Here is a 21,394-nt window from a genome sequence, read left to right on the forward strand (position 1 = left end):
GCTGCCACGCAGGTCTTGACGCCTCCCGGCCGCCGGGCCGCCGGGCGGCGCTCGCTACGATGGCCGGGTGACTCAGCGTAAGCGGATCGACTCCTGGTTGTCCGACATGGACGGCGTCCTCGTCCACGAGGGACGGCCGATCCCCGGTGCGGACGAATTCATCAAGCGGCTCGACGAATCGGGCAAACGATTCAGGGTCCTGACCAACAACTCGATCTACACCCAGCGCGACCTGTCGGTGCGTCTCAGCGGCGCCGGACTCGACGTGCCCGCGGAGTCCATCTGGACCTCCGCCCTGGCCACCGCCCAGTTCCTGGACGACCAGCGGCCGGGCGGGTCGGCGTACGTCATCGGCGAGGCCGGGCTGACCACGGCCCTGCACGAGGTCGGCTACATCCTGACCGACCTCGACCCCGACTACGTGGTGCTCGGCGAGACGCGCACCTACAGCTTCACCCAGATCACCCGGGCCATCCGGCTGGTCGAGGCGGGCGCCAGGTTCATCGCCACCAACCCCGACCCGATCGGCCCGTCCACCGAGGGCTCGCTGCCCGCCTGCGGCGCGGTCGCGGCCATGATCACCAAGGCCACCGGCGTCGAGCCGTACTTCGTCGGCAAGCCCAACCCGCGCATGATGCGCAGCGCGCTGAACGCCATCGAGGGCCACAGCGAGACCACCGCGATGATCGGCGACCGGATGGACACCGACATCGTCTCCGGCATGGAGGCCGGGCTGTTCACGATCCTGGTGCTCACCGGCGTCACCCAGCGCGACCAGATCGACCGGTTCCCCTACCGGCCGTCGCTGGTGGTCGACTCGGTGGCCGATCTCATCGACATGATCTGAACCTGACGCGTCCTGACAGGTACGGGTGGCACGCTGGCCGGTATGAACCGTGTCTACCTGGAACTCGGCCCCAAGAAGGTCTTCGCCTGCTCGATCGACTGGCCCGGCTGGTGCCGGATCGGCAAGGGCGAGGAGGCGGCGCTCGACCGGCTCATGACGTACGTGCCGCGCTACCGGCGGGTGGCCGAGCGGGCCGGGCTGTCGTTCGAGCCTGGCGACCCGGAGGTGGTCGCCCGGATCCCCGGCAGCCCGACCACCGACTTCGGCGTGCCGTACGCGCTGCCCGGCCTCGACGACGAGCCGCTGCCCGGGCCGGAGGCCGCGCGTCAGGTACGCATCCTGCGCGCGGCCTGGGCCATGTTCGACGAGGTCGCCGCCGAGTCTCCGGAGGAGCTGGCCAAGGGGCCGCGCGGCGGCGGGCGCGACCTGACCAAGATGGTCGCCCACGTGACCGACGCCGAGCGCGCCTACGCCCGCGAGGCCGGCGTCAGGCACAAGCCGTTCAAGTCGGTGGCCGATCGCGACGCCATGCGCGAGGAACTGGCCGAGGCGCTGTCGCGGCCCTGGCAGCCGCCCGCGACCACCCGCTGGCCGCCCCGCTACGCGCTGCGCCGCACCGTCTGGCACGTGCTCGACCACCTGTGGGAGATCGAGGACCGCCGCTGAGCGCCCGGGCGTGTGGTGCTGGTCACCACGCTCTTGGAACGCCGTGACCTTCGGGTAGCCTAACCTACGGTGCCGTAACCTGAAGGAGAAGATCTTTTATGGCGATGACTCAGACGGAACTGCTGCACGAGCTCGAGCCGGTCGTGGCCGGGGAACTCGACCGTCACCACCAGATGGCCAAAGAGTGGTTCCCGCACGAGTACGTCCCGTGGAGCGAAGGCCGCGACTTCGACGGCGTCTACGGGGGCCAGGCGTGGCAGGAGGGCGACTCCAAGATCCCCGAGCCGGCCCGGATCTCCCTCATCGTCAACCTTCTCACCGAGGACAACCTGCCCAGCTACCACCACGAGATCGCCACCACGTTCGGCCGTGACGGCGCGTGGGGCACCTGGGTGCACCGCTGGACCGCCGAGGAGGACCGCCACGGCACGGCGCTGCGCGACTACCTGACCGTCACCCGCGCGGTCGACCCCGTCGCCTTGGAACGTGCCCGCATGCGGCACATGGAGAGCGGCTTCGTCACCGAGTACGGCACGATGCTGCAGCAGCTCGCCTACGTCTCCTTCCAGGAGCTGGCCACCCGCATCGCGCACCGCAACACCGGCAGGGCCTCCGGCGACGAGGGCTGCGAGCGGCTGCTGGCCAGGATCGCCGCGGACGAGAACCTGCACATGCTCTTCTACCGCAACCTGCTCAAGTCCGCCTTCGAGCTGGACCCGAACCAGACCATGCGCGCCATCACCGACGTCGTCACCACCTTCCAGATGCCCGGCTCCAACATCGAGGGCTTCGCGCGCAAGGCGATGATCATCGCCAACGAGGGCATCTACGACCTGCGCCTGCACCTCGACGACGTGCTCATGCCGGTGCTGCGCCAGTGGGCCGTGTTCGACAAGACCGGGCTCGACGCGAGCGGCGAGGCGGCCCGCGAGGAGCTGGCGGAGTTCCTGGCCAAGACCGAGACCACGGCCGCCAGGTTCGTCGAGCGCCGCGACGAGCGCCGCGCCCGCGCCGCCGCCCGCGCCTGAGGGCGCCCTCAGCGACGACAAGGGGGCAGTCTCCCGCTATGGGATGATCTGTCCCCATGGACTTCCCCGTCACGCTGGCCATCTCGAGCACCGGGCTGGTCCTGGTCCTGGTCCTCGCGGCGGCGGCGCAGCGCTTACTCGGGACCAGGCTGGGCGTCGTCCGCACGTTCCTGGCCGCCCTGCTCGCCTTCACACTGGCCGGGCCGCTGCTGTCGCCGATACTCGACATCTTCAAGGACGAGAAGGACCCCGGCATCGGCGCCATGTGGATCCTCTTCCTGATGATCATGTGCGTCGTGCTGATCCCCATGGTGATCCTGGTGCTGGCCGAGGCGCTGGTCCCGCCGGGCACGATCCCCGGGCCGCTGGAGGCCGTCCGCTCGCTGCGCGGCCGCCTGTCCAGAGGCCGGCGCTACTCCCAGATCACCAGGATCGCCATCAGGCACGGGCTCGGCCCGTACCTGCGCGGCCGGGGCGACAGGCTCGAGGACCGCTCGGGCAAGGTGCGGCTGGCCCGGTCCCTGCGCGAGGCCCTGGACGACGGCGGCGTCACGTTCGTCAAGCTCGGCCAGGTGCTCTCCACCCGGCGCGACCTGCTGCCCGCCGAGTTCATCGACGAGCTGGCCAGGCTGCAGGACCACGTCGCACCCGCGCCCTGGGAGCTGATCGAGCCGGTGCTCGCCGCCGAGCTGGGCGGCCCGGTCGAGCAGGTGTTCGCCGAGTTCGACCGGACGCCGCTGGCCGCCGCCTCCATCGCCCAGGCGCACGCCGCCCGGCTGCACGGCGGCGAGCGCGTGGTGGTGAAGATCCAGCGGCCCGGCATCGGCCGCGTGGTGGCCAAGGACCTCGACATCGTCCGCAGGCTGGCCGGCACCCTGGAGTCCAGGACCCGCTGGGGCCGCGCCCTCGGCCTGCGCGACCTGGCCGAAGGCTTCGCCGTGGCCATCGGGGAAGAACTCGACTTCCGCATCGAGGCCGCCAACATGGCCGCCGTCGCCGCCTCCAACGGCGGCCAGGTCACCTACCCCGCGCCGGTCGCCGCGATGTGCACCGAGCGCGTGCTCGTCATGCAGCGCCTGGACGGCAAACCGGTCACCACCGCCACCCGCGACCAGGGCCCGGACCTGGCCCGCGACCTGCTCGACTGCCTGCTCAGGCAGATCCTGGTCGAAGGCGTCTTCCACGCCGACCCGCACCCGGGCAACCTCATGCTGCTCGGCGACGGCACGCTCGGCCTGCTCGACTTCGGCTCGGTCGGCCGCCTGGACGCCTCCGTCCGCTCGGCGCTGCAGCGCTTCCTGCTGGCCATGAACCGGCAGGACCCCCTTGGCGTCACCGACGCGCTGCTGGAGGTCGTGCCCAGGCCGGAGGAGATCGACGAGGCGGGTCTGGAGCGGGCGCTCGGCCAGTTCATGGCCAAGCACCTGGCGCCGGGCATGAACAGCGTGCAGATGTTCACCGACCTGTTCAAGATCGTCTCGATGCACGGGCTGTCCATCCCGCCCGAGGTGGCCGCCGTCTTCCGGGCGCTGGCCACGCTGGAGGGCACGCTGGTGCGGCTCTCGCCCGGCTTCAACCTGATCGGCGAGGCCCGCTCGTTCGCCGGGCGCTACCTGGCCGAGCAGGTCGACGCGGGCACCGTCAAGGAGACCGTCACGCAGGAGCTCGCGGCGCTGCTGCCCATGCTGCGCCGCCTGCCGCGCCGGGTGGAACGCATCGCCAGCGCCGCCGAGCACGGCCGGTTCAGCATGAACGTGCGCCTGCTCGCCGACGACCGTGACCGCCGCTACGTGACCGGGCTGCTGCATCAGGTGCAGCTCACCGTGCTCGGCGCCACGGCCGGGCTCATGGCCGTCATCCTGCTCGGCGTCGACGGCGGCCCGATCGTGCTCGGCAAGACCACGTTGTTCCAGCTCATCGGCTACAACCTGCTGGTGATCGCGGCCATTCTGGTGCTGCGCGTGCTCGTCATGATCTTCCGGCGGCCGCGCGAGCGGGAGGATGCCCGCCTCTAGGGCATCGCATTCGTCCCCCGGCCAAGCTCGTGCTCGCTTTTGACCGGGGGATGGTCTTGGACATCCCCGGCATCGGGCAGTTTCCGACTAACACCACGACCCTTGGGGAGTAAGGGTGAAAGTCACCGGGATTGCCGCCAGCCTCCACGCGGAGTCGTTCATCTACAGGCTGCTGGAGGCGGCAGCCGGTGAGCTGCCGGAAGACGTCGAGTTCGAGACGTGGCAGGGCCTGGACGAGGTGCCGCCGTACGCCGCCGGGCCCCCGCCTGGGCCGGTGCGCCGGCTGCTGCGGCTGCTCGCCTCGTCCGACGCGGTGCTGCTGACCGCGCCCGAGCACAGCCTGCTGCCCGCCGAGCTGCTGCACGCGCTGCGGTGGATGGCGACGGGCAAGTGGCTGGACGGCAAGCGGGTGGCCGTCATGAGCGCCAGCGCCCGCGCGTGCGGCGCGATGTGGGCGCAGGCGGAGCTGTACAAGCAGCTGCAGGGGATGGGGGCCGTGGTGATGGGGGCCGAGCTGGTGGTCTCGCCGGCCTGCCCGCACTTCGACGACGAGGGCCGGCTGACTGCGGCCGACCTGCGCGCGCAGGTGCGGCGGGTGATCGGCGAGCTGTGCCCGGCCCCGATCAGGGAACCCGCCCTGTCGATCTCCTGAGGCATTCTTCTCAGCCGGCCTCCTGAGACGTTCTTCTCAGCCGGTCTTCTGAGACGTTCTTCTCAGGGGTCGCGGCGCAGCCGTTTGACGTCGGAGCGGTGCTTCTTGGCGGCGATCCGCCGCTCCACGGCGCCGCGCCCCGGCTTGGTCGGCCGGCGGCGCTTGGGCGGCGGCGCGATGGCCTCCCTGATGCGCTGCGCCAGCCGGTGCTCGGCGGCCTCCCGGTTACGCAGCTGCGAGCGGTACTCCGAGGCGGCGATGGTGATCGTCGGGCCGTCGAGCCGCTCCAGCGCCCTGGCCTTCAACGCCGGCGGCAGCGCCGTGCTCGACTCGACGTCGAACGTCAGCTCCACCCGGCTGTCGGTGGTGTTGACCCCCTGGCCACCGGGCCCGGACGAGCGCGAGAACCGCCAGGCGAGCTCGGTCTCCGGGATGACGACCGAGTCGTTGACGACCAGCGGGCCTGGCATGGCGGGCGCTCCTGTCCTGCGTGATGGCGTTCTTCGGGGAGTGTCACCGTATCTGGCCGGGATATACCGCGCGCAACGCCATTTTCAACCACTGCCGTCGCTGCGAGTATGGGGGGAACGTGCCGCAGGGGAGGACGGATTCCATGCTGCAAGCGCCGCCGGGCTGGCAGATCGGTCTCACGGTGGGGCTGGCCGTCGTTTCCGCCACCGGGTTCCTGTTACTCCGCTGCCAGGGCAAGGGCCGCCCCTTCGGCCGCTCCGGGTGGCCGCTGGCCGCCGCCATCACGCTGCTGACCGGAGCCGTCTCGGCCGGGTTCGCGCTGCTCGGCGGCGCGTTGCTGAGCGAGCACCTCGCGACGGTGCTGGGCGCGATGGCGCCGAGCGGGCTGTGGCTCAGCCAGATGCGCACCAGGGAGGACTACCGGCGCTCGCTGGCCCGCGAGGCGGCCACGTTCTGGCTGGTGTCGCTGCTGGCCAAGCTCGACCAGGCGATGGCCGAGGACCAGCGGCGCTGGTGCGAGAAGCGGGTGGACGAATCCTGGAGCGTCCACGAGCTCAGCATGGCCGCGCACCGCTACTACGAGCGCATCCGCGAGCGCCTGTCGGCCGAGGAACGCCGCCGCGAACGGGTGCACGCCAGGCTCGACGCGATCGAGCGGAAGCTGGACGTGGCCGCGCTGATCGAGGACGGCGCGGCCAGGTCGAAGATCGTCACTGCGCTGAACGGGTCACGGCACACCAAGCTGGCCAGGTACGAGCGCTACCTGAACGATCCGACCCGGCTGCACGACATCCTCCGCCTCGACGCGGAGAGCGACCTGATGCGGCTGCTGGCCTCGGCCTACCGGTCGGGTTATCGCTCGCTGCCGCGGTTCACGCCGGCCTCGGGGAACGGGAAGACGCCGTCGATGAACGGGGCGTCCGCCGAGCCCGGCGGCACGGCCGGGGCGCGCGCCCGGCGGCCCAAGGAACGGCGCTGACGCGATGAGGGCCGCTCAGAGCGGGTCGGGCAGCGCGGACGACGACCCTTCCGCGTCCCCGAGCGTGAATTCCAGGCGGGCGCCGAGCGCGTCGATCACCGCGCCGAGCGTGCGGAGCGTCAGATTCTCGTCGCCGGACAGGATCTGGCTCACCCGCCCCGCCGATACGCCCAGCGACGCGGCCAGATCGGCCCGGGTTATCTTGTGCTCCCGCATGTACCAGGTGATCTCGTCGACCACTTCCTGGGCGAGGCCGCCCACTTCGGCTGAGGTGTTCCGGCGAAGGGCCATCGCGGTCTCGCTCTCGACGCTCGCTGCTCGTTACCTCTACTTTAGCTCTGCCTAAACCTTTAGGCAAGGCTAAACTCCGGCCGGTCTTGACGCGGGAAGGCCGGGCGGCGTATGCCGTTATCGCCGAAATTCGAGAACGGGGAGGCGCTGTGACGGGGATCGTCGGTGTGCACGGCATCGGCAAGTACAAGTACTTCCAGCAGGCGGGCGGTTCGGCGGCGGGGGCGGCCGAGGCGATGCGCGTCAAATGGGACCGCTACCTGTGCCAGGCGCTGGGCGGGGAGTCGAAGACGCACTTCAGCGAGATCGCCTACTTCTCGCACCACCTGATCGACGGCGAGCACGCCGGCGCGGCCGCGAACGGCGACGTGGCCAGGATGGAGTCGGGCGCGCAGCAGGTGCTCGTCGAGTGGGCCAGGAACCTGGGCGTGGGTGAGCACCTCACCGGCGCGCTCAAGTCGTTCACCGGCTGGCTGCTGACCGCGCTCGACGGCCGGTCGGCGGCCTTCGCCCGGTTGTTCGCCCCGGAGGTGGCCGCCTACCTGGGCGATCAGGGCAGGCGGGAGGAGTGCCGGCGGGTCGTCGCCGACGTCATCCGGCGCAACCGTCCCAGGGTGGTCATCGCGCACTCGCTGGGCAGCGTCGTCACCTACGAGACGCTGTGGGCCAACCCCGACCTCGAGGTCGACCTGCTGCTCACGCTCGGCAGCCCGCTCGGCATGCGCAACGTCATCTTCGAGCGGCTGCTGCCCGCGCCGATCAACGGCCGCGGCGAACGTCCCAAGGGCGTCAGGCGCTGGGTGAACATCGCCGACAAGGACGACATCGCCGCCATCCCGCCCGACCTGTGTCACAGCTTCACCGGCATCGACGTCGAAGAACTCGTCAACCTCGACTGGATCGACTTCCACACGGCCGAGAAATACCTGGGCTGCCCGGCGCTCACCCCGCATCTGCGACCATTCCTCGCATGAAGTGGTTCGTTTTCGACTACGGCAACGTCCTGTCCCTTCCTCAGCCGCCGTCCGACGTCGAGGTCATGGCGCGGACGGCGGGCACCGAGCCCGCGGCGTTCGAGCGCGGCTACTGGGAACACCGGCTGGAGTTCGACCGGGGCGCGCTGAGCCCGTCCGCCTACTGGGCGGCGGTGCTGGGCAGGCCGGTCAGCGCGTCCGAGATGGCGAAACTGGTCGCCATGGACGTGGCGAGCTGGGCCCACCCGAACGCGCCCGTGATCGCCGTCCTCGACGAGCTGCTCGATCGCGGGGTGGGTGTGGCGCTGCTGTCGAACGCGCCCGTCTGCCTCGCCGACGGGCTCGACGAGCTGCCCTGGATCGCCGCCATCGAGCAGCGGTTCTACAGCGGGCGGATGGGGCTGGTGAAACCGGATCGGGAGATCTACGAGCGGGTGGCCGGTGAGCTCGGCGGCGATCCGGCGGACATGGCGTTCATCGACGACCGGCCGGAGAACGTGGCGGGGGCGCGGGCGTTCGGCATGACCGGCGTGCACTACACCTCCGCACCGGCGCTGCGCGACGAGCTCGCCACCCTGTGAACCCGCGCGGCGCCCCCGTGCGGCGGGGGCGCCGCACGGTTCGCCGCACGGTTCGCCGCACGGCGGGTTCGTACGGCGAGCCCGCGGAGGCCGACCGACGGTGTTCACCTTCGCTTGACTCCGCTGTCACGGCAGGGTCAGCCGAGCCGGACATACCTTGCGTGTGGACCGCAGAACGTTCCTCGCAGCGGCAAGCTTCGCTTTCCTCACACCGCCCGCCAGAACCCTCAAAAGCGACCCGTTCACCCTGGGCGTCGCCTCCGGTGATCCGTCCACCGACGGATTCGTGCTGTGGACGCGCCTGGCGGCCGACCCGCTCGGCGGCGACGGCCGGGGCGGCATGCCCTCCCGCGACCTGGACGTGGAGTGGCAGGTCGCCACCGACGAGCGCTTCGCCTCCGTCGTGCGCTCCGGCACGGCCACCGCCCGCCCGGGCGCCGCGCACAGCGTGCACGTCGAGGTTCAGGGCCTGGAACCCGGGCGTGACTACTTCTACCGGTTCAAGGCCGAGGGCAGGCTGTCGCCGTCCGGCCGCACCAGGACCACCCCCGTGGGCGAGCGGCCGCTGACCTTCGCCGTCGCCGCCTGCGCGCACTACGAGCACGGCTACTACACCGCCTACCGCAGGCTCGCCGAGCAGGAGCCCGACCTGGTCGTCTTCCTCGGCGACTACCTCTACGAGTACGGCCCCAGCGGCTACACCGCGCTGGCCGGGCGGGTCCGCACGCACACGCCGGGCAAGTGCGCCACGCTCGCCGACTACCGGCTCAGGCACGCCCAGTACAAGAGCGACCGCGACCTGCAGGCGGCACACGCCGTGGCGCCCTGGCTGGTCGCCTTCGACGACCACGAGGTCGAGAACAACTGGGCGGGCCCCGTCTCCAGCACCGACGCGCCCGGCTTCGCGCGCCGCCGGGCCGAGGCGTTCCGCGCCTACTACGAGAACATGCCGCTGCGCCGCCAGAGCCTCAACGGCGCCGCGCTCCGGGTGAACAGGCGCGTCTCGTGGGGGTCGCTGGCCCGCTTCCACCTGCTCGACACCCGCCAGTTCCGCGACGACCAGGCCTGCCTGGACGGCGTCCGGGCCGGCTGCGACGACCGGCTCTCGGACAGCCGCACCCTGCTCGGCGACGACCAGTGGCGCTGGCTGGAGAGCGGGCTGCGCGGCTCCGACACCCGCTGGAACCTGCTCGGCCAGCAGATCCTCATGACGCACCGGGACTACAAGGTCGGTCCTGGCCGCGAGGTGAACCTGGACTCCTGGGACGGCTACGCGCCCGAGCGGACCCGGCTGCTGGGATCGCTGGCGCGCACGTCCAACCCGGTGGTGCTGACCGGGGACGCGCACATGCACCACCAGGCCGAGCTGAAGGCCGACTTCGACGACCCGGACTCGCCCGTGGTGGCCACCGAGCTGGTCACCTCGTCGATCGCCAGCGACGGCGACGGCTACCGCGACAGGACGTGGATCGCCGAGGCCCTGCAGGAGAACCCGCACATCTCGTACCTCGACCAGCGGCGCGGGTACCTCGTCGCCAGGCTGACGCGCGAGGAGCTCTCGGTGGACTTCCGCACGCTCGAGTACATCTCGCGCAGGGGCGCGCCGGCCAGGACGGCGCACCGCCTCACCATCCCCGCCGCCTCCGGCCGGCCGGGCACCTCCTGACCGGCTCGGGCGGGCGATTCGCGGGCCCGGGGGATGTATCAGTTCGCGGCCAGGGATCTCTGTGATGGTGCGCGGCGGGACGTCCGGACGGCCTGGCGGTCGCGGGGACGCTGCGGTCCCGTGGCCGCCGGGTTCCCGTCCGGCCGTACCCGCCGCGCAGGTGCCGAGGGGTAGGCTCGGGGGTCAGCCGAAGGTGTAGCCGTACAGGCCGGTGCCCTTGCTGAGGCCGCGCGCCTTGCCCAGCCGCAGCCCCGACCCGCCGCGCCGCCCCGGGACGAACTGCACCAGCCCCTGGTCGGGCGCCGCCACCACGAGGCCGTACAGCGGCCGGCGGCCCGACAGCGTCCGGTAGCGCTCGTTCCAGCCGGGCAGCATGGCCAGCGCCGCGCCGAAGTCACGGCCCCGGCCCTTGATCAGCAGGTTGCCCACCCGGGTCAGCCCGCCCGCGCCGCGCCCGGTCAGCACCTGCACGGCCTTCTCGCCCGGCACCCCGATGGCCAGCTCGTCCCGGCCGTCGCCGTTGAGGTCGCCGGTGGCCAGCGCCGCGCCGAACCTGTCGGAGTAGCGCGGCTCGCCCTTGAGCGCGCGCTGCGACCACGCCTCGCTGCGATACGTGCTCAGCCCGCGCCGCGTGCCGTAGAGCACGTCCACCGTGCCGTCGCCGTAGTCCATGGCCCGCTGGTTGGCGCTCAGGCCCTCGCCGGGCACGCCGATCGCCAGGTCGTCGCGTCCGTCGCCGTTGAAGTCGCCGGTGGCCAGCGCGGCGCCGAAGCCGTCCCACTTCTCGGCGGCGCCGATGATGCCCGGAGTGCTCTGCGTGAGCAGCCGCGCGCCGCGGCCCCGCACGTCGATCACGGTGACCGAGCCCTGGCCGTCGCGGGCGATCGTGTCGGCGGGCGCGCCCACGGCCAGCTCGTCGCGGCCGTCGCCGTCGAAGTCGCCGGTGGCCAGCGCCGCGCCCCACTGGTCGGTCTCGGCCGCGCGCTGCCGCACCCACCGGGTCTTCTGGCTGATCTGGAGTGCCTTGCGGCCTTTCATGCCGTAGACGGTCACCGTCCCGCCGCGCCGGTTCGGCGCGCCGACCACCAGTTCGTCCCGGCCGTCGCCGTCGAGGTCGCCGGCCGCCAGCGCGGCGCCGAACCTGTCGCTGGACGGCGCGTCCAGGCTCAGCCGCCGCCGCTCGGCCAGGCCGCCGGGGGAGCCGTGGAAGACCTGGACCACGCCGTTGCCGTCGCCGCCAGGCACCCGCGCCCCGGCGAACTCCTCCGACACGCCGACCGCGAGGTCCGCGCACCCGTCGCCGTCGAAGTCGCCCACGGCCAGCGCGGAGCCGAACGAGTCGCCGGGCTCGGCGTCCCGCTGGGTCAGCTCGGCCTTCTGGCCCGACCCGTACAGGACGGTCACCGCCCCGGCCCTGGCCCGGCCGTGCGGGTCGGCGTAGGGGGCGGCCACCGCCAGGTCGGCGCGGCCGTCGCCGTCGAAATCGGACGGATGTCCTCCGCACCCGACGGCCGGGGCGTGGGACGTACCGGACAGGAGGGGAAGCGCCAGGCAGGCGGCGAGCAGCGCATTCATACCGGTAGTAATGTCCGCCCGACCCGAACCCGGTCTTAACACGGCGGGAACGTGCCAGGATAGACGGGTGGACATCGACCTCGCCGATCTGGATTTCTGGCGCAAACCCCTCAAAGAGCGGAATGAGGCGTTCGCCCGGCTCCGGCAACTGGAGCATCCAGTGTTCTTCCCGGAGAAGAAGGTTCCGCTCCTGCGCTCGGGCAAGGGCTTCTACGCCCTCGTCCGCCACGCCGACGTGGTGGAGGCCAGCAGGAACGCCAAGATCTTCTCCAGCGAACCCGCGGTCACCAATCCCGAGCCGCCCGGCTGGATCAAGCAGGTGTTCGGCGAGTCGATGGTCAACATGGACGACCCGCGCCACGCCCGCCTGCGCAGGATCGTCACCCGCTCCTTCAGCCCCAAGATGCTGGCGAACCTGCAGGGCGACATCGAGGCGGCCTGCGCCCGCATCGTCGACGACGCGGTCAAGGACGGCCCGCGCGACTTCGTCGAGCAGGTGGCCGCCCGGCTGCCCATCCACGTCATCTGCGACATGCTCGACATCCCGCAGGAGCTGCGGGAGAAGGTGCACGAGCACGTCGACATCTCCACCGCCTACACCGGCGTGCGCCCCAGCCTGGCGCGCAGCGTGCAGATGGCCGGCCAGAACATGCTCGCCCTGCTCGCCCTGCAGCGCATGGTGATCAAGCTCGGCCACGAGCGCGCCGCCGACCCCAAGGGCGACCTGGTCTCCCTGCTGGTCACCGCGAACATCGACGGCGAGAAGCTGACCGACAAGGAGCTCGGCTCGTTCTTCTCGCTGCTGTTGGTGGCCGGCAACGAGACCGCGCGCAACACGATGGCGCACGGCATCAAGCTGCTGACCGACAACCCGGGCCAGCGCGACCTGCTGATGAACGACTTCGACGGGCACATCAACAACGCCATCGAGGAGATGGTGCGTTACGTCTCGCCCATCATGCAGTTCCGCCGCACGGTCACGGAAGACTACTCGCTGCGCGGGCTGGAGCTGAAGAAGGGCGACAAGGTCGTGCTGTTCTACGGCTCGGCCAACCGCGACGAATCGGTCTTCCCCGACGCCGACGTCTTCGACATCACCCGCGACGCCAAGCCGCACGTCGGCTTCGGCGGCCCCGGCCCGCACTTCTGCCTCGGCGCCAACCTGGCCAGGCAGGAGATGCGCACCATGTTCCGCGAACTGCTGACCCGCCTGCCCGAGATCCGGTCGGTGGGCGAGCCGGAGCTGCTGCTGTCGAACTTCGACAACAGCGTGCGCCGGCAGCCGTTCACCTTCTGACGCGGCGGCTCACCTTGGCGGCGGTCAGTCGTCGGGTGGTCAGTCGTCGGGGGCGAGCACGTTCGTCCGGATGGTGAAGAAGGTGATCAGCGCCGACACCGCCATCATCGCGGCGCTGACCAGCATCGCCATCCGGAAGCCCGCGTTGAACACCGAGGGGTTGTTGAACGCGTCGCCCACCAGGCCCACCAGCGGCGGCACCGCGGCCACCGCGAGCAGGCTGCCGGTGCGGGCCACCGCGTTGTTGACGCCGCTGGCCGTGCCCGAGTAGCGGTCTTCGGCGGTGGCCAGCACGGTCGAGGTGAGCGGCGCGACCGCGGCCGACAGCCCCAGGCCGAACACCACGACGGCGGGCAGCACCCGCAGCCAGTACGACGCGTCGGGCCCGATCGTGCTCATCATCAGGAACCCGGCCCCGGACACCAGGATGCCGATCGTCATCGGCCACCGCGGGCCGACCCGTTTGGCCAGGTCACCCGCCCTGGCCGAGAGCAGCATCATGAGGATCGTGGTGGGCAGCGTCGCCAGGCCGGCCTCGGTCGGCCCGAACCCGGACACCACCTGGAGCTGGATGACCAGCAGGAAGAACACCACGCCCATGGCCGCGTACATGATGAGCGTCACCACGTTCACGGCGGTGAAGACGTGGTTCTTGAAGATGCCGACGGGCACCAGCGCGTCGGGCGACCTGCGGATCTCCACCGCCACGAACGCGGCGGCAAGCACCACGCCGAGCACCAGCCACAGCGCCGCGCCGCGCTCGATCAGCCCGTAGGTGAGCCCCGCCAGCGCCAGCGCGGCCAGTGCCGCGCCCGCCACGTCGAAGCGGCCGGCGGCCTGCTCGTCCTTGCTCTCCGGCACGTGCCTGAGCGCCACCAGCACCACGACGGCCGCGAACGGCGGGTTGATCAGGAACACCCACCGCCAGTCGGCCGCCTGCACCAGCACGCCGCCGAGCAGCGGGCCGATCGCGGTCGCCACCCCGCCCAGCCCCGACCAGGCGCCGACCGCCCTCGGCCGGTCCTGCCGGGTGAAGGCGGCGTGGATGATCGCCAGCGAGCCCGGCGTCAGCAACGCGCCGCCGATGCCCTGCAGGGCCCGGGCGGCGATCAGGAACTCGATGTTCGGCGACAGCCCGCACAGCGCCGACGCCACGGCGAACCAGATCGTCCCGATGACGAACACCTTGCGCCGGCCGTAGCGGTCACCGAGCGAGCCGCCCAGCAGGATCAGGCTGGCCAGGGTGAGCATGTAGGCGTTGGTGGTCCACTGCAGGCCGGCCATGTCGGCGTGCAGCTCCCTGCCGATGAACGGCATCGCGATGCTGACCACCGTGCTGTCGAGCAGCGCCAGCCCGGACCCCAGCACCGTGGCCGTGAGGATCCAGCGCCCGCGTGCCGACTGGAACTCGACGTGCCCGTTGTCCATGCTGGCAATCTTGTCACCGGCCTCCGACAGGAAACGTCCCAGGGGCACCTGAGCGTCAGCGGGGCACCTGAGTGTCAGTAGGTTGAGGGTTGGTCGAGGCCAGCGGCTTGGGGTTGCCCGAGGCCAGCGGGTTGGGGGCTGCCCGCGTCAGCGGAGTAAGGGGCTCTCCCGTGCCAGCAACTCGGGATTGCCCGGCATCAGTGACTCGGGGTCGCCCGGCGTTCAGCGGGCAGGCTTGCCGGCGTCAGTGGTTACGCGCTGCCCAGCGCGCGCAGGACGAACTCCGACACCAGCTCCTCCGCCCGCTCCACCGTGACCTGGCCACTGATCAGCGGCACCCGCTCGGCACCGATCACCGCCATGATCATCCGTGCGGTGGCGGGCAGGTCGTCCACCTGGAAGTCGCCCGAGCCGACGCCGCTTTCGAGCGTCTCGACCAGGATGCGCTGCATGGGCGCGACGTGCTCGGCGAGCTGCTGGTAGGCGTCCGGACCGAGCGCGGCGCCCAGGTCGGCCGCGCCCGGGTGCGGATGCGCCAGCAGCCCGGCCAGTTGCAGTCGCACGAACGCCCGCAGCCGCTCGGCGGGGGAGGCGCCCTCCGGCAGCTCCCGCTCGTAGCTGTCGATGAAGTACTGGGTGACCCGCTCGGTGAAGGCGAGCAGCAGCGCCGCCTTGTCCGGGTAGTAGTTGTACAGGACGGTGCGGGTGATGCCGGCCTCGTTCGCCACGTCGGTCAGCGAGATCGCGTCGATTCCCTGCACCCGCGACAGACGCGAGACCGCCTGGAGGATGCGATCGCGGGTCTGCGCGCGGTGCTCACCGATGGTCGCGGCGGAGATACGGGGCATAGGCCCCATGGTAAGGCGCGCGCCGCCGCAGAGCCCATCGCACGCCACCGCCCCGCCCATCGCGCGCCACCAACAGGCGCATCGTGCGCCGCCGCGCCGATGCGCGGAACGCTCATCGGCCGCGCTCGCCGCAGTCAGGCCGAAACACTCGCCGCCCGTTGGGCCTGGACGCTCATTGGTCGCGCTCGCCGTCTTCCGGCAGCGCACATAGGCCGCGCTCGCCGTCTTCGAGCCGGGACGCTCATCGGTCGCGCTCGCCGTCTTCGAGCTGGCACGCATATCGGCCGCGCTCGCCGTCATCCAGCCGAGACGCTCAGTGCCCGTGCCTCCGCTGTCAGGGCGGGAGACTCATTGCCCGGGCTCCCCGGCTATCGGGCCGGGACGCTCATCGCCTGTGATCCCCGCCATCAGGCCGGGACGCTCATTGCCCGTGTTCTCCGCCGTCAGGCCGGGACGCTCATCGCCCGTGATCCCCGCCATCAGGCCGGGACGCTCATTGCCCGTGTTCTCCGCCGTCAAGCCGGGACGCTCATCGGTTGCGCTCGCCGTCGTTGAGTCGGTAGCCCAGGAAGAGTGCGCCATGGCGGCTGTCGAGCTCCTCGAAGCCGAACTTGCGGTAGAAGGCGATCGCTCGCGGGTTGCCGGTGGACACGCCCAGGTGCACGCCCGTAGAGCCGCGTTCGGTGAGCGCGTCCAGCAGGGTGTTCATGAGCTTGACGCCCCAGCCCCCGCCCTGCCACCGGGGGAGCACGTCGATGTGCAGGTGCGAGGGGTAGGCGGCGGTCACGGCCGGGGGGACGACCGCCGGCGGCCGGTGGATCCACTCGACGATCCAGCGGTCCGGCACGTCGGGCGCCACCGACTCCAGCGGATAGTTCTCGCGCAGCCGTGGCCACCAGCGCTCCTCGCACTCCGCGTCGAAGGCCGGCGTGTCGAGCGCGCCGAGGATGTAGCCTTCCGGACCCGCGCCGTCGTCCAGGACGAACGCCAGCTCCGGCTCGAGCGCGACGTACGGGCCGACGAACACCTCACCGAGCAGCCGTCCGTTGCGGTAAATGGACGAGGCGTCGCCGCCGTTGGCGCCGGTGCGCAGGCAGACGTCGTAGAGCGCCGGCTCGTCGCCGCTCCGGAAGTTCCTGATGGCCATGGACTGCCTCCCGTGAATCCGGCCCGCGGCTACGAAAGGCCATTGTGCCGCACCCGACCCGCTGCCGATCCAACGCCCGGGCCGGATTGTCGGGGGCGGCTGCTACGGTCCGAGCACGGGCAAGGCCGGGCACGGCGGGAGGGCGGAGCATGAGAAGGCGGGTGCCGTTCACGGGCGACGAGAAGGAGAGCCTGCACGTCAGCCTCGACCGCCACCGCGACGCGGTGGTGTGGAAGCTCGACGGCCTCGACGACGAGCAGGTGCGCCGCCGGCTGACCCCATCGGGCACCAGCCTGCTCGGCGTGGTGAAACACCTGGCCGTGGTCGAGTACGGCTGGTTCTGCGAGCCGTTCGGGCGCGAGCGCGAGCCGTACTCGTTCAAGATCGAGGCCGACGGCGACGACATGCGGGTGGAGCCCGACGAGACCACCGCCGACATCCTCGCGCTCTACGCCCGCGCCCGGGCCGCCGCCGACCAGGTGATCGCCGATCTCGACCTCCTCGACCGCGGCACGGCCTGGTTCGGCGAGACGGTGACCTTACGCTGGGTGCTCATCCACATGATCGAGGAGACCGCCAGGCACGCCGGGCACCTCGACATCATCCGCGAACTCATCGACGGCGCGACCGGCGAGTTCCCCGACCTCGGCACCCCGTGACCTCGGTACCCCGTGATTTCGGCGAGTCGGCTGCTCGCGTAACCGGCAGACGCCGGCGGTCACGTGGCGGCTGGGGCCGGCGGTCAGGCGGTGGCGGTCGGGTGGTGAGGGTTAGGCAGCGGCCTTTACCGCGTGCAGGAGTTCGGCCAGCACCTCGGTGTTGAGCTGGTAGGCCAGCTTCACCTCGCGGATGATCCGCTGCTGCTCCCGCTCGTCCAGCTCCAGCGCGTCCAGGCGGGCGCGGTACTCGTCCTTGAACCGGGGCAGGCTGCCCACCTCGTCGAAGATGTAGAAGTCCACGCCCCCGCCCTTGCGGTAGCCGTAGATCTTCTGCAGTTCCATCCTGATGAACTGCCCGCCGGACAGGTCTCCGAGGTATCGGGTGTAGTGGTGGGCGATGTACCCGCCGGGCCAGTCGGCGACCTGCTCGATCCGGGCGACCAGGGTCCTGGTGGACTTGGACGGCGTGATCCGCTCCCGCCACCCCGCGCCGTAGATCGCGGCCAGGTCGCGTTCGAGCGCGGGCTCGCGGAACAGTTCGGGGAAGACGAAACGCCCGGCGACGGGGTGTCCGGCCAGGGCCTTGGCCGCGCCGTCGAGCGCGAGGTAGGCGAAGTAGTGCTGGGCGACCATCTCCCCGTACTCCTGCTCGCTCAACCGCCCGCCCATCAACTCACCGAGGTAGCTCTCACCCTCGGCGGCCTCGTGATCGCCCCAGGTGGCGGCCTTCAAGGTCTCGGAGAACGACATCGCCACAGCAGCACATCCCCACTCGCACCAACGTTTCATGACGAAGTGTCACAAAGCCCGGGGGTGGTCGTCAACTCGATGGCGACACCGTGTCATATACCCAGCGACGAGACTTTCACCTCGTGTACCGGTGTTTCCCGCCCGGCGGGAAGTAGTCGGGGTCACCGGCTTCGCGCAGCCGGATGAACGGGGCCTGCTGCGCGGCGGGCACGTAATGGGCGAACTCGCTGTTGAGCCGGAGCAGGTGCGTCAGGATCGACTCGCCGACGGCCCGCGCCGTCTCCTCCGCCGGCTTCTCGCCGGGCCGCAGCTCGACGGTGATCGTCAGGTGGCGGTCGCGCTGGGCGTCCTCCACCGTCTCCATCACGAACTTGCCCGTCACCAGCTCACTGACCTCCGGCTGCTCCAGCCCCACCGCGATGTTCTCCGGGTAGACGTTCGCCCCGTAGTACGACACGGTGAAGTGCGCGCGGCCGAACACGTACACGAAGGGCAGGCGCGGACCCGGTGCGGCGGGCTCGAAGCCGCGCTTGCGCACGTGATCGAGCAGGTCCTCGTACGGGAACAGCCCGCCCTCGTCGGCGATGTGGTAGCGGATCAGCGGGATCCCGTTGTCGCCGGTGAACAGCAGCGTGCCCTGGTGCTGCTCGAAGAAGCGCACGTCCGGGTCGTACTGCACGAGTGTGGGCAGCCGCGACTCGCCGAACAGCTCCCTGGCCGTCCCCGGGCGCGCGGCCAGGAAGCGGCGGATCTCCACCGACAGCGGCGTCTCGTTGCCGAGCACGCCCGCGTCCGCCGTGCCGTACAGCGACGCGATGCCGCGCACCGGATCGGCCATGCCCGCCGTGCGGGCGACGAGCGTGCGCCACTCCTCGCTGAAGACCTCGCCCGCCGTGACCAGCTTCAGGTTCCACGACTCCCACGGCAGCCCGGCGGTGTCGATCAGGTTCTTCAGGAACGGCGGATAGCCCAGCAGCACCACCTGGTCGAAGTGGGGCGCCAGCTCGGGCAGCACCCGCAGGATCTCCGCCCGGTCGCTGCCGGGCGCGACCACGGTGATCGGGTATCCGCGTTCGGCCAGGTGACGGCAGCAGTTGATGGTGAACAGGCCGCCCACCCAGGTGCCGAGCGCGAAGCAGACCACGGCCAGCGTGCGGCGTTCGCGGGCGGCGAAGGTGTCGCGGAAGACCTCCTCGAACCGGTCGGCGATGATCCTCTCGTCCGACACCGAACGCGGCCAGAACCCCGGCGCCCCGGTCGAACCCGACGAAACCGCGATCATGTCGCCGATGACCCCGTCCCTGCACAGATCGGGCAGGGGATGGCGGCGCAGGTAGCCGTCCTTGGTCGTCATCGGCAGGCGCGCGAAGTCGTCGAGCGACGTGACGCGGGCGGGATCGACGCGCTGCTCGGCCAGGAACGACCGGTACGCCGGCACCGTTGCCGCGACCTGATGGAAGAGCTCAACCGGATCCATCAGCCGACTGTACGTCGGCGCCCCCGGCCCGTCATTCCCCCGGCCGCACCAGCCCCGTCTCGTAGGCGAAGACGATGGCCTGCGCCCGGTCGCGCAGCCCCAGCTTGGTCAGCACCCGGCCCACGTGCGTCTTCACCGTCTGCTCCGCCAGCACCAGCTTGCGCGCGATCTCCTGGTTGGACAGCGCCTGCGCGACCAGCATGAGCACCTCGGTCTCGCGCTCGGTCAGCTCGCGCAGCCGTCCGCTCGCCCGCACCCGCTGCCCGCCCATCCGGGCGAACTCGTGGATCAGCCGCTTGGTGATGCCCGGCGCGATCACCGCCTCGCCGGCCGCGACCACCCGCACCGCCTCGGCGAGTTGCGCGGCGGAGGCGTCCTTGAGCAGGAAGCCGCTGGCCCCCGCGCGCAGCGCCTCGTAGACGTAGTCGTCGAGGTCGAACGTGGTCAGGATCAGCACCTTCGACGACGCGGGCAGCCGCCTGGTGGCCTCCAGGCCGTCCATGACCGGCATCCGCACGTCCATCAGCACCACGTCGGGCCGCAGCCTGGCCACCTGCTCGACCGCCTCCTGGCCGTTGGCGGCCTCGCCCACCACCTCGATGTCCGGCTGGGCGCCCAGGAACGCGGTGAACCCGGTACGCACCATGCCCTGGTCATCGGCGATCAGCACGCGGATCACGCGTCGTCACCCCTCCCGATCACGCGTCGTCACCCCTCCCGATCACGCGTCGTCACCCCTTCCGATGGGCAGCGTCGCCGTCACCTGGAACCCGCCGCCCGCCACCGGCCCCGCGTCGAGCGTGCCGCCGAGCAGCGCCGCCCGCTCACGCATCCCCACCAGCCCGTGCCCGGCGCCGGGGGAGTCCCCGGGACGGGCGCCGGGGCCGTTGGCGACGCGCAGGCGCACGCCGTCGTCGTCGCGCGCGACGCCGACCGCCACCGACGCGCCCGGCGCGTGCCGCATCGCGTTGCTCAGCGACTCCTGCACGATCCGGTACGCCGACAGCCCCACCGCCTGCGGCACCTCGCCCAGCGACGACGGCCGTTCGAGCAGCACCTTGAGCCCGGCGGCGCGGGCCTGGTCGACCAGGTCGTCCAGCCGGTCGAGCCCGGGCTGCGGCGCGGTGTCGGTGCGGCCGTCGTCGTCGCGCAGCACGCCGAGCACCTGGCGCAGCTCGGCGATCGCGGCCAGCGACAACGTGCGGATCTCGGCCAGCCCGGCCGTGAGCTGGACCGGGTCGCCCGCGGCGCGCAGCGGCACCGCCTCGGCCTGGATCGCGATCACCGACATGTGGTGCGCCACCACGTCGTGCAGCTCGCGCGCGATCCTGGCCCGTTCGGCCAGCGCGGCCTGCGCGCCCTCGGCCTGCCTGGTACGCCGCTCCTCGGCGATCAGGCGGGCCGTGGCGGAGCGGCGTACCTGCAGGTTGTGGCCGAACAGCAGGACGCCGGCGGCGATCACGGCGACCATCGGCGCCGAGCCGGGATGGGTGATCCACCCCATGATCACCGTGACGACCCAGGCCACCACCGCGATCCGCCGGTCGGAGCGCACCGCCAGCGAGTACAGGACGAACAGGTACGACACGACCACCGGCGGCACGAACGGCGGATCGCCCCGCCCGATCGTGGCCGACACCCACAGCGCCACCGGCATCAGCAGCACCGAGAGCCGCCAGGCGACCAGCGGCAACCGGTCGCGCAGCGCCACCGGCAGCGACACGGCGATGGCGGCCAGGTAGACGTAGCCGTCCGAGACCGGACCCGGTGCGGGCAGGCCGAGCGCCCGTTCCTTGGCCGCGTTCGCGGCCCAGACGCCGACGTATCCCATCATCAGCAGGAACAGGATCACGGCCAGCACCAGGTCGGCCAGCTGGACCAGCTCGACGGTGCGGAACGGCACCAGCCGCCGCAGCGGCGCGGGCACCGCGAAGGTCAGCCGCGGCCGCCCGGCGCGGGGCGGGGCGGTGTCGTCCAGGAGGAGCGCGAGCCTGAGCGGGCGCACGATGGCCGAGATCATCGGCTCCAGCGTACGGTCGCGGG

21 protein-coding genes are annotated in these 21,394 nt (G+C 71.4%); 11 read left to right on the forward strand and 10 right to left on the reverse strand.

Annotated elements, in window-relative coordinates; genetic code table 11:
* Nucleotides 1–67: 67 nt before the first annotated feature.
* The 5 genes from HII36_RS16590 (at nt 68) to HII36_RS16610 (ending at nt 5,208) form a co-directional block, all read left to right on the forward strand.
* Complete coding sequence (locus HII36_RS16590) at nt 68–847, forward strand: HAD-IIA family hydrolase (protein WP_173524085.1); 780 nt, start codon at nt 68–70, stop codon at nt 845–847.
* A 42-nt stretch (nt 848–889) separates the two neighbouring features.
* Nucleotides 890–1,513: a DinB family protein gene (locus HII36_RS16595; RefSeq protein ID WP_236003567.1), complete on the forward strand. Its 624-nt coding sequence runs from the start codon at nt 890–892 to the stop codon at nt 1,511–1,513.
* 98 nt (nt 1,514–1,611) lie between these two features.
* Nucleotides 1,612–2,541 carry an acyl-ACP desaturase gene (locus HII36_RS16600; RefSeq protein WP_173524086.1) on the forward strand — a complete coding sequence of 310 codons (930 nt, stop codon included), beginning with the start codon at nt 1,612–1,614 and terminating at the stop codon, nt 2,539–2,541.
* A gap of 56 nt (nt 2,542–2,597) precedes the next feature.
* Nucleotides 2,598–4,556: an ABC1 kinase family protein gene (locus tag HII36_RS16605; protein WP_173524087.1), complete on the forward strand. Its 1,959-nt coding sequence runs from the start codon at nt 2,598–2,600 to the stop codon at nt 4,554–4,556.
* 115 nt (nt 4,557–4,671) lie between these two features.
* Nucleotides 4,672–5,208 carry an NADPH-dependent FMN reductase gene (locus HII36_RS16610; protein ID WP_173524088.1) on the forward strand — a complete coding sequence of 179 codons (537 nt, stop codon included), beginning with the start codon at nt 4,672–4,674 and terminating at the stop codon, nt 5,206–5,208.
* Nucleotides 5,209–5,270: 62 nt separating this feature from the next.
* On the opposite strand, the gene arfB is transcribed toward HII36_RS16610, so the two are convergent.
* Nucleotides 5,271–5,678 (reverse strand): alternative ribosome rescue aminoacyl-tRNA hydrolase ArfB, encoded by a 408-nt coding sequence (arfB, locus tag HII36_RS16615; protein ID WP_173524089.1) that lies wholly within the window; start codon nt 5,676–5,678, stop codon nt 5,271–5,273.
* Between the two features lie 143 nt (nt 5,679–5,821).
* Here arfB and HII36_RS16620 point away from each other — a divergent pair, with 143 nt between their 5' ends.
* Nucleotides 5,822–6,658 carry a hypothetical protein gene (locus tag HII36_RS16620; RefSeq protein WP_173524090.1) on the forward strand — a complete coding sequence of 279 codons (837 nt, stop codon included), beginning with the start codon at nt 5,822–5,824 and terminating at the stop codon, nt 6,656–6,658.
* A gap of 15 nt (nt 6,659–6,673) precedes the next feature.
* Here the strand turns inward: HII36_RS16620 and HII36_RS16625 are convergent, their stop codons facing one another.
* The gene (locus HII36_RS16625) at nt 6,674–6,949 is read right to left on the reverse strand and encodes a helix-turn-helix domain-containing protein (RefSeq protein WP_173524091.1); all 276 of its coding nucleotides are present in this window, start codon (nt 6,947–6,949) and stop codon (nt 6,674–6,676) included.
* A 149-nt stretch (nt 6,950–7,098) separates the two neighbouring features.
* Between HII36_RS16625 and HII36_RS16630 the strand changes: the two genes are divergently transcribed.
* The 3 genes from HII36_RS16630 to HII36_RS16640 all read left to right on the forward strand — a co-directional run bounded on the left by HII36_RS16630 (nt 7,099) and on the right by HII36_RS16640 (nt 10,170).
* On the forward strand, nt 7,099–7,923 hold the full coding sequence (locus HII36_RS16630) for a hypothetical protein (RefSeq protein WP_173524092.1): 825 nt from the start codon (nt 7,099–7,101) through the stop codon (nt 7,921–7,923).
* Nucleotides 7,920–8,504, forward strand: a complete 585-nt coding sequence (locus tag HII36_RS16635) for an HAD family hydrolase (RefSeq protein WP_173524093.1) — start codon at nt 7,920–7,922, stop codon at nt 8,502–8,504. Before HII36_RS16630 ends, HII36_RS16635 begins: the two co-directional genes overlap by 4 nt.
* Nucleotides 8,505–8,667: 163 nt before the next feature.
* On the forward strand, nt 8,668–10,170 hold the full coding sequence (locus tag HII36_RS16640; RefSeq protein WP_173524094.1) for an alkaline phosphatase D family protein: 1,503 nt from the start codon (nt 8,668–8,670) through the stop codon (nt 10,168–10,170).
* A 183-nt stretch (nt 10,171–10,353) separates the two neighbouring features.
* Here the strand turns inward: HII36_RS16640 and HII36_RS16645 are convergent, their stop codons facing one another.
* Complete coding sequence (locus HII36_RS16645; protein WP_173524095.1) at nt 10,354–11,745, reverse strand: FG-GAP and VCBS repeat-containing protein; 1,392 nt, start codon at nt 11,743–11,745, stop codon at nt 10,354–10,356.
* Between the two features lie 67 nt (nt 11,746–11,812).
* Between HII36_RS16645 and HII36_RS16650 the strand changes: the two genes are divergently transcribed.
* Nucleotides 11,813–13,042 carry a cytochrome P450 gene (locus tag HII36_RS16650; protein ID WP_328807742.1) on the forward strand — a complete coding sequence of 410 codons (1,230 nt, stop codon included), beginning with the start codon at nt 11,813–11,815 and terminating at the stop codon, nt 13,040–13,042.
* Nucleotides 13,043–13,081: 39 nt separating this feature from the next.
* Here HII36_RS16650 and HII36_RS16655 read toward each other — a convergent pair whose 3' ends face one another.
* The 3 genes from HII36_RS16655 to HII36_RS16665 all read right to left on the reverse strand — a co-directional run bounded on the left by HII36_RS16655 (nt 13,082) and on the right by HII36_RS16665 (nt 16,465).
* A complete protein-coding gene (locus HII36_RS16655) occupies nt 13,082–14,470 on the reverse strand; it encodes an MFS transporter (protein ID WP_173524097.1) in 1,389 nt (462 codons plus the stop codon).
* A 251-nt stretch (nt 14,471–14,721) separates the two neighbouring features.
* A complete protein-coding gene (locus HII36_RS16660) occupies nt 14,722–15,318 on the reverse strand; it encodes a TetR/AcrR family transcriptional regulator (protein ID WP_173524098.1) in 597 nt (198 codons plus the stop codon).
* A gap of 529 nt (nt 15,319–15,847) precedes the next feature.
* Nucleotides 15,848–16,465, reverse strand: coding sequence for a GNAT family N-acetyltransferase (locus HII36_RS16665; RefSeq protein ID WP_173524099.1), 618 nt, complete (start codon nt 16,463–16,465; stop codon nt 15,848–15,850).
* Nucleotides 16,466–16,614: 149 nt separating this feature from the next.
* Between HII36_RS16665 and HII36_RS16670 the strand changes: the two genes are divergently transcribed.
* A complete protein-coding gene (locus HII36_RS16670; protein WP_173524100.1) occupies nt 16,615–17,124 on the forward strand; it encodes a DinB family protein in 510 nt (169 codons plus the stop codon).
* Between the two features lie 111 nt (nt 17,125–17,235).
* On the opposite strand, the gene HII36_RS16675 is transcribed toward HII36_RS16670, so the two are convergent.
* The 4 genes from HII36_RS16675 to HII36_RS16690 all read right to left on the reverse strand — a co-directional run bounded on the left by HII36_RS16675 (nt 17,236) and on the right by HII36_RS16690 (nt 21,371).
* Nucleotides 17,236–17,874: a biliverdin-producing heme oxygenase gene (locus tag HII36_RS16675; protein WP_173524101.1), complete on the reverse strand. Its 639-nt coding sequence runs from the start codon at nt 17,872–17,874 to the stop codon at nt 17,236–17,238.
* A gap of 115 nt (nt 17,875–17,989) precedes the next feature.
* Nucleotides 17,990–19,351: a phenylacetate--CoA ligase family protein gene (locus tag HII36_RS16680; RefSeq protein ID WP_173524102.1), complete on the reverse strand. Its 1,362-nt coding sequence runs from the start codon at nt 19,349–19,351 to the stop codon at nt 17,990–17,992.
* A 31-nt stretch (nt 19,352–19,382) separates the two neighbouring features.
* Nucleotides 19,383–20,030: a response regulator gene (locus HII36_RS16685; RefSeq protein ID WP_173524103.1), complete on the reverse strand. Its 648-nt coding sequence runs from the start codon at nt 20,028–20,030 to the stop codon at nt 19,383–19,385.
* 42 nt (nt 20,031–20,072) lie between these two features.
* A complete protein-coding gene (locus HII36_RS16690) occupies nt 20,073–21,371 on the reverse strand; it encodes a sensor histidine kinase (RefSeq protein ID WP_173524104.1) in 1,299 nt (432 codons plus the stop codon).
* Nucleotides 21,372–21,394 lie beyond the last annotated feature (23 nt).

Source organism: Nonomuraea antri (genome assembly GCF_013283785.1).
Classification (GTDB): domain Bacteria; phylum Actinomycetota; class Actinomycetes; order Streptosporangiales; family Streptosporangiaceae; genus Nonomuraea; species Nonomuraea antri.

What these genes read in the sequence shown, in the direction of transcription:
- HII36_RS16595 (WP_236003567.1), top strand. Translation starts at nt 890, where the DNA reads ATGAACCGTGTCTACCTGGAACTCGGCCCCAAGAAGGTCTTCGCCTGC.
- HII36_RS16600 (WP_173524086.1), top strand. Translation starts at nt 1,612, where the DNA reads ATGGCGATGACTCAGACGGAACTGCTGCACGAGCTCGAGCCGGTCGTG.
- HII36_RS16605 (WP_173524087.1), top strand. Translation starts at nt 2,598, where the DNA reads ATGGACTTCCCCGTCACGCTGGCCATCTCGAGCACCGGGCTGGTCCTG.
- arfB (WP_173524089.1), bottom strand. Translation starts at nt 5,678, where the DNA reads ATGCCAGGCCCGCTGGTCGTCAACGACTCGGTCGTCATCCCGGAGACC.
- HII36_RS16620 (WP_173524090.1), top strand. Translation starts at nt 5,822, where the DNA reads ATGCTGCAAGCGCCGCCGGGCTGGCAGATCGGTCTCACGGTGGGGCTG.
- HII36_RS16625 (WP_173524091.1), bottom strand. Translation starts at nt 6,949, where the DNA reads ATGGCCCTTCGCCGGAACACCTCAGCCGAAGTGGGCGGCCTCGCCCAG.
- HII36_RS16635 (WP_173524093.1), top strand. Translation starts at nt 7,920, where the DNA reads ATGAAGTGGTTCGTTTTCGACTACGGCAACGTCCTGTCCCTTCCTCAG.
- HII36_RS16645 (WP_173524095.1), bottom strand. Translation starts at nt 11,745, where the DNA reads ATGAATGCGCTGCTCGCCGCCTGCCTGGCGCTTCCCCTCCTGTCCGGT.
- HII36_RS16655 (WP_173524097.1), bottom strand. Translation starts at nt 14,470, where the DNA reads ATGGACAACGGGCACGTCGAGTTCCAGTCGGCACGCGGGCGCTGGATC.
- HII36_RS16660 (WP_173524098.1), bottom strand. Translation starts at nt 15,318, where the DNA reads ATGCCCCGTATCTCCGCCGCGACCATCGGTGAGCACCGCGCGCAGACC.
- HII36_RS16665 (WP_173524099.1), bottom strand. Translation starts at nt 16,465, where the DNA reads ATGGCCATCAGGAACTTCCGGAGCGGCGACGAGCCGGCGCTCTACGAC.
- HII36_RS16670 (WP_173524100.1), top strand. Translation starts at nt 16,615, where the DNA reads ATGAGAAGGCGGGTGCCGTTCACGGGCGACGAGAAGGAGAGCCTGCAC.
- HII36_RS16675 (WP_173524101.1), bottom strand. Translation starts at nt 17,874, where the DNA reads ATGTCGTTCTCCGAGACCTTGAAGGCCGCCACCTGGGGCGATCACGAG.
- HII36_RS16680 (WP_173524102.1), bottom strand. Translation starts at nt 19,351, where the DNA reads ATGGATCCGGTTGAGCTCTTCCATCAGGTCGCGGCAACGGTGCCGGCG.
- HII36_RS16690 (WP_173524104.1), bottom strand. Translation starts at nt 21,371, where the DNA reads ATGATCTCGGCCATCGTGCGCCCGCTCAGGCTCGCGCTCCTCCTGGAC.